This is a genomic window from Oligoflexus sp. (genome assembly GCF_035712445.1).
In the GTDB taxonomy this organism is placed as follows: domain Bacteria; phylum Bdellovibrionota_B; class Oligoflexia; order Oligoflexales; family Oligoflexaceae; genus Oligoflexus.
Window position 1 is genome coordinate 23177 of sequence record NZ_DASTAT010000096.1, and the last position, 10538, is coordinate 33714.

The 10538-nt window shown below is 55.1% G+C and carries 10 protein-coding genes and 1 pseudogene; 6 read left to right on the forward strand and 5 right to left on the reverse strand.

Features of this window, described 5'->3' with window-relative positions:
• The first annotated feature begins 27 nt into the window (after nucleotides 1–27).
• The 3 genes from VFO10_RS20920 to VFO10_RS20930 are packed head-to-tail and all read left to right on the forward strand — an operon-like array spanning nucleotide 28 to nucleotide 1519.
• On the forward strand, nucleotides 28–396 hold the full coding sequence (locus VFO10_RS20920) for a response regulator (protein ID WP_325143846.1): 369 nt from the start codon (nucleotides 28–30) through the stop codon (nucleotides 394–396).
• An 18-nt stretch (nucleotides 397–414) separates the two neighbouring features.
• Complete coding sequence (locus tag VFO10_RS20925) at nucleotides 415–906, forward strand: hypothetical protein (RefSeq protein ID WP_325143848.1); 492 nt, start codon at nucleotides 415–417, stop codon at nucleotides 904–906.
• 28 nt (nucleotides 907–934) lie between these two features.
• Nucleotides 935–1519 carry a hypothetical protein gene (locus VFO10_RS20930; protein WP_325143850.1) on the forward strand — a complete coding sequence of 195 codons (585 nt, stop codon included), beginning with the start codon at nucleotides 935–937 and terminating at the stop codon, nucleotides 1517–1519.
• Here the strand turns inward: VFO10_RS20930 and VFO10_RS20935 are convergent.
• Entirely contained in the window at nucleotides 1514–2410 is an 897-nt protein-coding gene (locus tag VFO10_RS20935; RefSeq protein WP_325143852.1) for a 50S ribosomal protein L11 methyltransferase, read from the reverse strand. The two genes, VFO10_RS20930 and VFO10_RS20935, sit on opposite strands and share 6 nt — an antisense overlap.
• Before the next feature lie 213 nt (nucleotides 2411–2623).
• On the opposite strand from VFO10_RS20935, the gene VFO10_RS20940 reads away from it, so the two are divergent.
• Complete coding sequence (locus tag VFO10_RS20940; protein WP_325143855.1) at nucleotides 2624–3697, forward strand: DsbA family protein; 1074 nt, start codon at nucleotides 2624–2626, stop codon at nucleotides 3695–3697.
• 97 nt (nucleotides 3698–3794) lie between these two features.
• A complete protein-coding gene (locus VFO10_RS20945; protein WP_325143857.1) occupies nucleotides 3795–5150 on the forward strand; it encodes a sensor histidine kinase in 1356 nt (451 codons plus the stop codon).
• Nucleotides 5151–5156: 6 nt separating this feature from the next.
• On the opposite strand, the gene VFO10_RS20950 is transcribed toward VFO10_RS20945, so the two are convergent.
• A complete protein-coding gene (locus VFO10_RS20950) occupies nucleotides 5157–6341 on the reverse strand; it encodes a S8 family peptidase (RefSeq protein WP_325143859.1) in 1185 nt (394 codons plus the stop codon).
• 370 nt (nucleotides 6342–6711) lie between these two features.
• Between VFO10_RS20950 and VFO10_RS20955 the strand changes: the two genes are divergently transcribed.
• The gene (locus VFO10_RS20955; protein WP_325143860.1) at nucleotides 6712–7596 is read left to right on the forward strand and encodes a hypothetical protein; all 885 of its coding nucleotides are present in this window, start codon (nucleotides 6712–6714) and stop codon (nucleotides 7594–7596) included.
• A 178-nt stretch (nucleotides 7597–7774) separates the two neighbouring features.
• Here VFO10_RS20955 and VFO10_RS20960 read toward each other — a convergent pair whose 3' ends face one another.
• The 3 genes and pseudogenes from VFO10_RS20960 to VFO10_RS20970 form a co-directional block, all read right to left on the reverse strand.
• Nucleotides 7775–8257, reverse strand: a complete 483-nt coding sequence (locus VFO10_RS20960; RefSeq protein WP_325143862.1) for a peptidylprolyl isomerase — start codon at nucleotides 8255–8257, stop codon at nucleotides 7775–7777.
• Between the two features lie 50 nt (nucleotides 8258–8307).
• Nucleotides 8308–9786, reverse strand: a complete 1479-nt coding sequence (locus VFO10_RS20965; RefSeq protein ID WP_325143864.1) for a UbiA family prenyltransferase — start codon at nucleotides 9784–9786, stop codon at nucleotides 8308–8310.
• Nucleotides 9783–10538, reverse strand: a pseudogene (locus VFO10_RS20970) (hypothetical protein); the annotation flags it as partial. The gene VFO10_RS20965 and the pseudogene VFO10_RS20970, both read right to left, overlap by 4 nt.

The following is a 10538-nucleotide window of genomic DNA, read 5'->3' on the forward strand; positions in this document are numbered from 1 at the left end:
CGCGAACGTTGATAACGAGGGACACTCATGAGCAAAAAGGTGATGATTGTCGATGATTCCAAAACCGCACGTCGCGAAATCGTGCGACTCGTGCATAATTTGGGATTAATGGCCTTCGAAGCGGAAAACGGCCGTTACGGGCTGGAGCTGGTGCGGAACAGAACGGATATTGGTCTCATCTTCTGCGACATCAATATGCCCGAAATGAATGGATTGGAATTCCTGGAGGCTTTGCGCAAGGAAGCCAATCACAAGGATACGCCGGTGATCATGCTCACCAGCGAAGCCGCCGAAGACGTTCTGAACAAGGCCAAGGAGTTTGGCATCAAGGGTTGGATCCTGAAGCCCGCCCAGCCGAATTCGGTGAAATCACTTTTGGAAAAATTTTGCGCCTGAGCATGGGAGTCCTGGCGGATGAGCGACTTGGAAACGAAGCTTGCTGAAATTCTGAACATTCGTTTTGTGGAACTGTTTCAAATCGCCCTGAAAAAGCCCCTCCGTCCAGCGCTCTGTGCGCAGGATCAGGTCCCTTTCGCAAACCCGATCTTTCATGCTACCATCGGATTGACAGGTGATGGGATCGAAGGTCAGCTCGTGGTGATGGCGGACAAGAAGTTTCTTCATGAGACACATCCCGAACGCCGCTACGGTGGAGTTCTGGATAACGGCGATTATCTGGATTGGGTTGCTGAAATCAGCAATCGAACGCTGGCTGGCAGCAAGGCCCACATTCAGGCTCTCGGTTACACATTGCGACTGGAGCAACCTGTGGCCAAGCAGACCCCGGCGGCGCCCGTCTCTGCCGACGCTCGCGAACTGGTGCAGATCCTGGAAAGCGATGGCTTTCACGCTGTTCTGAGTCTTCGCATCAAAAAGCTTGAAGCCAGGGCTCCAAAGGCCAGTTGAATCCGTGTTAGAAGAAGGATGACGCCTCATGGGTGACAGCAAGACCACAGCATTGGTGAAGGAAGGGGTGCGCACGGCGTCCGTGCATCGGCTCTTCGGGCCTGGATTCGCACTCCCCGAAATGCTGCCGCCTCCGGCCACGGTATCCGATATTGATGAGACCTGGCTCGTGAAGATCGTCGTCAGCTCGGAGCCGATTCGCATTCAATTCAAGGTCTACTACACCGTGGATCTCGCCAAGGCTCTCTATTTCTATAAGCACCCCGGAACCAAGGAATTGCCTGCGCGGATTTTTCACGACTTTATCCGTGAATTCTGCAATCTGACCGCCGGCGCGATCAAGGTGTGGCTGGCGGATCTGGTCGCGGTGATGAAGACCGACGATCTGATCGTGAACCTGCCCGACCAGAAGCCCGCGATGGTCGAGATGCCGCCTTTCGGCAAGACCGATACCGACGACCAGCTCTACGATGTCTGGGTATTCAAAGCGGAAAACCTGGAGCTTCTTTGCGCGACGGAAATCCAGGTCTTTGATTGGGCCCAGGTGGCCAATATTCAGCCGAATGTTCATCCCGCCGAAGACAGCGGGAGTGACGAGATCGAATTTTTATAAGCCTTGGCGGGTCAAAGCCAGGGCGATCCAGCCCCGTTCCACGATGCGCTGCGCTTCCTTCATGCCCAAAGCCGCCGCTGCGCGGAGGATCGGCTCCACATTCGCTTCATGAAAACCAGCCAGAAGCAAAAGTCCACCCGCTTTCAAACGCTGCTGCAAAGCCGGCAGGAGATGGGTCAGCGTGGGCGGCAGAATATTGCACGCAATCGTCTCAAAGACTTCATCCGCGGGTGGCAGGCTGCCTTCGATCAAAGGAAAAGGCACGGCATTCAAACTTTGATTGCGCCGCGCCACGGCCAAAGCCTCAGGCTCGATGTCAGTTCCCATGAGGTCCGCATATCCCAGATAATGCGCAACCAAAGCCAGCACGCCCGTGCCGGTTCCCACATCCAAAAAGCGGGAACCCGGCGCAGGCTTCGCGCATACTTTTTCCATGAGCCTGACCATGGCCTGGGTGGTCGCATGCTGCCCCGATCCAAAGACCAGCCCGCTTTCCAAACGTATGCGCTGACGTGAACCCGGATCCTGTTTCGCCTGATGGTCGCTGATGAAAAAGCGTTCCGTCGTCAAAGCCTCAAAGGCCGGCTCCCACGCCGTCTGCCAGATCGCATCAGCAATCCGCCGCCATTGAATATCGAGCTGCTGGCCAAATTGCGCCTTCAAGTCCGACACGAGCTGCAGCATGACGCTTTCGTCATAACTGTAGATCACCAGAGGCAGTTCCAGCGCGCCTCGCTCAAAGGCGTCCACCCAGGCCTGTTCTTCGCCATCATCCGCGTCCAGCTGATCACAGCTGCCTTCGATATAATCGGTGAAACCGAGTTCCTCCAGCCGGGCCACCAGGGCTTCGCGGCACCCTTGTGGCGTCAATGTGAGTTCGATGACTTCCATTTTGTATGAGCCTCCGTTGGGCTGGCCAGCGTACGGCGACAGGCGTCTTCTTGTCCAGATGGAAAGCTGACGTTCCGTTCACTCACCGCATATTTTCCGCATTTCCCGTCGCCGGGCCTGGTCTTTTGAGCTACTATGAGCGCTGCTCAAGGGGCTGGCAGCTGACCCGCTGCAACCAGCGGGCCCCCTATCATTAATTTTGGAGTCGTACCTATGAGTTCTGGATTGTTGGTATCAGTTCTAATCGGTGGCCTCGGCATCGGCGGCGCTGTGGGTTACATGGCAGGCGCCACTACGAAGAAAGCCGGCGCACCAGCTGCGACAAGCAGCGCGGCACCTGCGCAAAACACCGCATGGTTCAGCTATGACGGCCAAACCTATGATACCGCGTCGCTGCCTTCGCAAGTGCAGACCGCGATCTATCAAGCCGATATGGAAGCCCACAATCAAAAGCTCGGCATGATCCGCGAGTTCGCCATGCGCATCGCTCTTTCGAAGGAGCAAGGCAAATTCACGACTCTCGATAAACTGCCCCAGCTCGATACTCTCCTGACCTTCACGCCTCCAACCGATGCGCAGGCCAAGGAATTCTATGAGCAGAACAAAGATAAAGTGCAGGGCATGAGCTATGAGCAGATCGCCCCACGCATCAAGGAATTCATGGCTCAGCAGGGCAAGATGCAGACCTTTCAAAAAGAATGGGATCGCTTGACCAAGTCGGGCAAGCTGAAGATCCTCGCCCAGGAGCCAGGTTCGCCGAACGTGAGCATCCCTGTGGAAATGTTCCCCTCTCGCGGCGACGGCAAGGACGTGCTGGTCGAAGTCTCCGACTACCTCTGCCCCCACTGTGCTGAAGTGCAGCCTGAAATCAAAAAGCTCGAAGAGAAGCTGAAAGGCAAGCTCAAGTTCGTCCAGGTGAACTTCTCTCTGCGTCCTACTCAGCTGAGCGGCGCGATCGCCGAAGGCGCTTTCTGTGCAAGCAAGCAGAGCACGGAAGGCTTCTGGAAATATCATGATGTGGCCTTCAGCAAGCCCGTCGGCAGCATGAACGATTCCTACGATGTGGCGAAAGTGAAGCCCATCGCCGAAGGCGCAGGTCTGAACGTGGCGGACTGGGAAGCCTGCATGAAGACTCAGGAGCCCAAGGATTTTGTGAAGAAGACAGCTGAGATCGTCAATGGCCTCGGCGTGACCGGAACACCGACCTTCTTCCTGAACAATCAGCGCGTGAATATCCATAGCCCCGGTGAGCTATCTTCCCTCGTGGAAAGCAAGCTGGCTGGTTGATCGCATGAGTCCCCGCTCCTTCAGCTGGAGCGGGACCCCTCTTTCAGGTTAAACTTCCTTGCAGCGAGGATGGTGAACGCCGAAAGAGAGTCACTCCGTGAAAAGATGGATAGCATTCTGGCAACAGGCCTCAGGCTATGGATGCCAACCGGCAATGGCGCTCCCGGAGCGCAAGCGGATCCGTCTCACCAATCAGTCCTCCCTTGTTCTCACGCTCCTGATCGCTCTTTACGCCCTGGTCTTCGGCCTCTACGGTCCTGCGCCTCTCGGCCTCATCACCTGGGGTGTCGCCCTTCTCTTTGCAACCATTCCCGCCTTGAATAAAATCAGCCGCGGCGCGGTCGCTGTACGCTATGGCTTTCTCCTGCTCAGCTTCATCAGCATCTTCATCTATAGCCTTCTGGTCGGCAAAGAGAGCGGCATTCATCTTTTTTTCATTTCCGCGATCGCCACGCCCTTCATCGTCCTGGACATGCGGCGACCCTTTCTGATCTTCGTCTTCTGCATGATTCCCTTGCTGCTGATTTTTACGTTGGAGCTTTTTCTTTATGACCTTGTGCAGCCCCTCGCCTTCTCCCGACGCACGCAGAGGCTGATTTACCTGATGATGCTGCCCTCGGCGGCTATGACGACGTTTCTTTATTCGGGCTATTTCTATCTGATCAATCAGATCAGTGAAAAAGAGCTGCACGCCAGCATCCAGGATCTTTCTCACAGCAAAAAACTGATCGAAGACCAGCAGCTGCAGCTGGCCACGGCCTCGCGCCTTTCCGCCATCGGTGAACTCTCGGGCAGCATCGCCCATGAAGTCAATAATCCTTTATCCATCATTCTGGGCTATACGGAACTTATTACGAAGCTTCTGCGCATGGAACCACTGGATCGGGAGCGCATCCTTCAGACCTGCGATAAAATTCTGAAGACCGTCAGTCGCATCAATAGAATCGTGGTGGGTCTGCGTAAACTCTCGCGCGAAGGACAGGATGATCCTTTGGAAAGAGCCAATCTGAAAGAGGTTATCGAAGACGCCCTCTCCGTCTGCACAGAAAGCCTGGCTCAACTCGATATCGAGCTGCGGGTGCATCTGCCCGAGGAGCCCTGCCTTTGCCTCTGCCGTCCCCTGCAGATCTCGCAGGTGCTCCTGAATCTGATTCAAAATGCCAAGGACGCCGTCCAGGGTCTCAGCACGCGCTGGATTGAAATTGAAATCAAAGGGGAAGGTACCTGGTTCAGGATACTGGTGAAGGACAGCGGCGTGATTCGGGATCCGGAGATTCTTTCCCGCATTGGCCAGCCTTTTTTCACGACCAAGCCGCCGGGCATCGGCACGGGCCTCGGGCTCAGTATTTCACGAAAAATCATGGCGGCGCATGGGGGCCGTATCGAACTGGATAAAGAGGCCAGCTCCACGACCTTTGTCATGCAGCTGCCTCGCGAGGCGCAAACTTCCTAAGGTTCCTTATTCCAGTGCAGCCGCTGGATTCGAGTAAAGGAAAAGGTTCGGCGATGCGGTACCCGGATTTTTCACGATATTGGGCGTCGCATTCTTTTTCACCAGAGCATCAATCTGGGCTGGTGTCGCCCGCGGATTTTCTTCCAGATAAAGCGCCACGACGCCCGCTACGTGCGGGGATGCCATCGAGGTTCCGCTGATCGTGCTGGTGGCTGTATCATTGCTTCGCCAGGCGCTGGTGATGCTGGAACCTGGAGCAAAGATGTCCACGCACCTGCCGAAGTTCGAATAGGACGCGCGATTATCGGTCCGGGTCGTGGCCCCTACGGTGATGGCCTCGGGAACGTTCGAAGGGGACACATTGCAGGCGTTCTGATTTTCGTTGCCGGCGGCGACCACGAAGACCACCCCGGATTTCACGGCAGCCTGCACGGCTTCATCCAAAGACTGCGACTTGTCTCCGCCGAGGCTCATGTTGGCCACGGCAGGCTTGTTGGCATTTTTCGCGACCCAATCTATTCCGGCGATCACGCCCGCGTCATCACCGCTGCCGTCGCAGCCCAGCACGCGAACGCCGTGAACCGTCACGTTTTTCGCCACACCATAGGTCGTGCCGCCGATCGTTCCGGATACGTGCGTGCCGTGGCCATTGCAATCATTCGTGCCGTTGCCATCATTGATCGACGAAAAGCCCTGACCGACCCGGCCCTTGAATTCGCTGTGGGTCGTGCGCGTGCCTGTATCAATAATATAGGCATGAACGCCCTGCCCGGTGCTGGTGTAATTATAAGTCCGGTCCAAGCCACTGCGGGCATCCACACGATCCAGACCCCAGGTCGCCGAGGCCTGCACGGCATTGATGCGAACGATCCTGTTGACTTCCACCCGCTCGACATTGGGATCCTGAAGAAGGGCTTCGATCTGGTCATCCTGGGCCTTGATCGAGAATCCCGGGAAAACATGGGTATACTGCTGAAGCACCTTGATCCCATAATTCATCTGCAGGCGATCGGCTTCCTGCAGAACGTAATCCGCGGAACTCACGCTGTCGCGATTCGCATCACTTTTCAATTTCACGATGTAATGATCTGGTATGCGGTTTGGATTATCAGGATCAAGAAGCGTAGTCGCAAGGAGACTGCTACTGACCAATGCACTGACGACAGCGGCACACAGAACGAAAGCACGCATGCGGACCTCCAAAGTGGATCGTTTGCAAAGCTCTTCTCATATTTATTGACTGTGACTATAACGCAATATGCACACCCTGGGTCAAGTGAGAGTTATTCCAGGCATAAGCCACCGGCCTTTGCTTAACAGTCCTTGCGCAAAAATTTCCTTACCGCAGGAAAGAAAGGCAAGCTGGGATCATCTCCACGGGTCGAACTGTGAGAAGGTTTAATCGTTTCCTCAAGACTCGATTTTCCCAGCTGCTTTCCACGGCATTAAATGTCATAGGAGTCAGCTGACGAAAGGAGATGTAATGATGGGCACAGGTTGCACATCGTCGTGAAGCTGTCACCTTGGGGTGTGAATGATTAAAGGTAGAGGAAGAAAAGCCATGGCCGCACGAACCTTCCTGAGCTTCATCCTGGGCCTTCAGTTAACCCTGAGCACCGCCGCCACGGCTTTGACCGCCAAGCAATCAGGTCGCGTCCTGGACCTTCCTCCGCGCCCCAAGACTGCGCTGACCGGTTCAGCCTTTCTGAATAAAATCAAAAATCTGGCACCTGCGAAACGCGAGAAAGCCATCGTTTCAGAAATTCTCAAGGGCAATATCCCGAACTTTCAGCGCTTTCTTTATCCTGTGGAACGCCGTCTGACGAGCGGTCCCTATCGCGGGCAAATCTTACGTTTTTGGGCTGTTCCGGATTATTTGGCCATCGGCTCGGATCGTGATTACGTGCGCGTTCCTCTCAATATGTATAGTGTGAAAGCCCTGGCCCAGAAACTCGATCTCAGCCTTCCCACGGCAAAGATGGTCGATGACATCTATGCCCAGGCGAAAGTAAAGCTGAAGCCGGTTCCGCTGCCTGCGAACAAAGCCATCACAAGTGCGGGCAACATACTGAAGCATAATAGTCTTGTTCAGAATCAATTGAGTCACAGCGCCTGGCGTCCTGGAATTCTGCTCGCAGGTCATAAAAAAGATGTGGTGCAGAGCCGCCGCCTGACGAAAAAACCCGGAGCGATTGCGATCTACGGCTGGCATCAGAAAAACGCGACTCCGATCCAACCTCTTTCCACTGTTCATAGCGCAGACTACGCAGACTACAGCCACGGCATCCGCCTCGTCTCGAATGCCGTCGAGATTGGAACAAGGACTCTTGATCTGCGGGATGTGTTGAGTCAGAGCCCAACGGCTTCGCTTCTGAGTGATGAAGGCGTGATTCCCCAGCCGTACCATATCTCGACCCGTTCGACCATGCCGGTCGCGGCGCATTGAAGGCAGCTTCGTTGGTCTCTCACTGCCGACTCTCCCGGGAGCGGCACACTGCTTATCACACGATATCTTTTCAGCGGAAATTTACGGCGGAAACGCCAAGGGTAGGATCAGTAGGGAGCGGATCGCCGGCGGCTAAGGCACGGCATCCGCTTCTGCTTTTGCAGCCCCAAAAAAGGCATCAGTGGTGGTGACCACCGACTCCATGAACGTGACCATGAGCCAGTTCTTCCTGAGTCGCGGTTCTGACGTCAACAACAGCCACGTCAAAGTTAAGGGTTTTGCCAGCCAGCGGATGGTTCGCATCCACAGTGACTTCTTTATCAGTCAATTTAACAACGGTCACAACCATGACTTCGTCGTCAGTCTGAGCCTGAAGCTGCATGCCAGGACGGAGGTCCTTGATGCCCGAGAACTGTGTGCGGGGCACAACTTCAACCAGAGCCTCGTCTCTTTCACCGTAGCCTTCTTCAGGTTTCACGCGAACCTGGAAGGAGTCGCCCTTCTTCTTGCCGATGAAGGCGCGCTCAAGACCAGGAATGATGTTACCCATGCCCAAAATAAAAGCCAATGGGTCCTGGCCAGCGGACGTATCGATCAAATTGCCCTCGTCGTCTTTGACGGTATAATCCATGAGAACGACTGAATTTTGTCCTGCGATCATAAGTATCCTCTACGCTAAAGAGCACAAGTCACTACCCTAGCACAGAAACTTTAAAACGCGAAAGCAAGAAACAGGGGACCGCGCGCGAGGAGCCACAGGATTCCTGCGCCTAAGGCAATGACGTAGCTCGTGCGATCGCGGAGCGCGAAGACAAGTGGATCAGTCGTCATCTGGCCTCGATAAGCCATCAGCCAGAGGCGACTCAACCAGTAGAGGAGTATGGGGCAGAGAGTCCACAAAGCTTCCGGGTAACGCAGCTGAACTGCGACCCGATTATCGTTCAAATAAAGTGCAAGAACCAGCACCGAAAGGTAGCTGCTCGCTACGCCGAAACTAAGCAGCAGCGGCAGATCCGTGACCATATAGCCGCGACGTTTATTCTTCTTCTCCTGATTCTGTTCCATCAGAATAAGTTCCGAGCAGCGCTTGAGTGTCGCGAGAGACAGAAAAAAGAAAAGGGCGAAGGTCATGAACCATTCGGTGATGATGGTTTCCGTCGCGACGCCGCCAGCCAGGACTCGCCATGTGTAAAGCAGGGCGAGCACAATGATATCGGCGATCGCAATTTGCTTCAGCTTCAATGAATAAAGACAGGTCATCGCAAAGTATCCCAGGACGACCAGAAAGTAATTGAACGAGACATAAAGCCCAAGGCCAAGGCCGCCCATAAGCAGCAGTGGGGCCAGGGTCCAGCCGGTGATGATGGACAAGGTCCCAGCGGCAAAGGGGCGTTTGCGGTTATCCGGGTGACGCCGATCCGCTTCAATATCCAAAAGATCATTCAGGATATAGACCGACGATGCGATCGCGGAAAAGGATGCGAAGGCCAGAAGGCAGAAGGCCCAGCTGCGCATTTCAAAATAATGGTGCGAAAGGAGCGTCGGCAAAAATATGAGCATGTTCTTGGACCACTGATGCACGCGCAAGGCCTTCAGATAAACCTTAAGACGCGGCGGACCAAAGCGGAACTCACGCGACACCGGCACGACGGCTTTGACTTCGCGCGAGAAAGCCTCGCTGTGACTCACGAGCCAACCCGAGGACGACTGCCGCCACACGGCCTTGTCCACGCGGCTGTTCCCCGCATAATCAAAGCCTTTGACGCCGAAACGCTCCACCATCAGCTGGGCCTTGGCCGAGCCGGTCAGATTCAGATTCGCGCTCGATCCGTGCGCCTCCGCGAAAATCCCCAGGTGATCGGCGACTTTCTGCGCGAAATCCTGATGCGCGCCAGTGGCTAGAATCAGGCGGCGCCCGCGCTTTTCTTCGATGCGCAGCGCTTCGAGGATTTCCATGTTATAAGGCAGGCGCGCGATGTCGCTATCGTTACGGGCGTAGACCCGTTCCTTGAAATAAGGCAGCCCTTTCAAAAGCCAGAGCGGCATGCGAAAGAGATCGGAAAATTTGCGGCGCACGACCGCGCACATGGATTCGAGCAGGGAATCGGATTGCAGAAGGGTCCCATCCAGATCCACCACCAGTGGTCTTTTTTCTTCTTTGCTCACGGGCTGGGGCTGAGGATGCATCATTTCTTCTTCTCGGTGAAATAGAAGAAATCGCGGTTATCAGGATATCCGATATACCGTGGCACATTCCCCTTGAAGCGTTCGTCCAGGACCTTCATGCCCTTCACAAGGTGCTGAGGCGCCGGCTCCTTGCTCTTGTTGCTCGAATAAAGACTCATATAGGTGTGCTCCAGCGCATTCATGTCGAGGTGCATCGCATAGGTGCAGCCATAGGACTGGAACACGCGGGCCATGCCGGCTGGCGTCATGCTCGAAAAGTATCCATAGATCAGAAAGCGGCGGCCTTTGTTTTCGGCCTCGCAGACACCCGCCCGCAGCGAGCGGAATTTCTTGTCCTGCGAACCCGACCAGTTGCCGAGGGTCCAGTTGCTGACCCAACGCCCCGGAACTGCCTGCTGAGTCAGCTCATTCCAGTCAATGATGGGCACACCGTTCTGCCGAACATGCTTCATGCTGGAAAGATTCAAAGAGTCCTGATCGGTCCAGGTCTTCATATCCACGCGTCCATCTTTATAGACGATGAGCGTGGCCAGATCAGGAACGATGCTGCTGAGCACGGTGCCGTTTTCCATGAAGCCATAGTGCGAACCCTGGTTTTTCCTTGCGAGTTCACCCCAGCGGAAGGCCCCATGATCGCGTTTGAAACCACCTGTGAAAATGCCCACCACACGGTCGGAGAGATAAGGCGGGATAAGCCCCGTGCTGGTGAGGGGATTCAAATCATCAAAGCCATCCGGGCCTTTGGAAAGCGGATT

Excerpts from the sequence above, each read along its gene's own strand:
- VFO10_RS20955 (WP_325143860.1), top strand. The coding sequence starts at position 6,712 with ATGGCCGCACGAACCTTCCTGAGCTTCATCCTGGGCCTTCAGTTAACC.
- VFO10_RS20925 (WP_325143848.1), top strand. The coding sequence starts at position 415 with ATGAGCGACTTGGAAACGAAGCTTGCTGAAATTCTGAACATTCGTTTT.
- VFO10_RS20935 (WP_325143852.1), bottom strand. The coding sequence starts at position 2,410 with ATGGAAGTCATCGAACTCACATTGACGCCACAAGGGTGCCGCGAAGCC.
- VFO10_RS20930 (WP_325143850.1), top strand. The coding sequence starts at position 935 with ATGGGTGACAGCAAGACCACAGCATTGGTGAAGGAAGGGGTGCGCACG.
- VFO10_RS20950 (WP_325143859.1), bottom strand. The coding sequence starts at position 6,341 with ATGCGTGCTTTCGTTCTGTGTGCCGCTGTCGTCAGTGCATTGGTCAGT.
- VFO10_RS20940 (WP_325143855.1), top strand. The coding sequence starts at position 2,624 with ATGAGTTCTGGATTGTTGGTATCAGTTCTAATCGGTGGCCTCGGCATC.
- VFO10_RS20920 (WP_325143846.1), top strand. The coding sequence starts at position 28 with ATGAGCAAAAAGGTGATGATTGTCGATGATTCCAAAACCGCACGTCGC.
- VFO10_RS20960 (WP_325143862.1), bottom strand. The coding sequence starts at position 8,257 with ATGATCGCAGGACAAAATTCAGTCGTTCTCATGGATTATACCGTCAAA.
- VFO10_RS20965 (WP_325143864.1), bottom strand. The coding sequence starts at position 9,786 with ATGATGCATCCTCAGCCCCAGCCCGTGAGCAAAGAAGAAAAAAGACCA.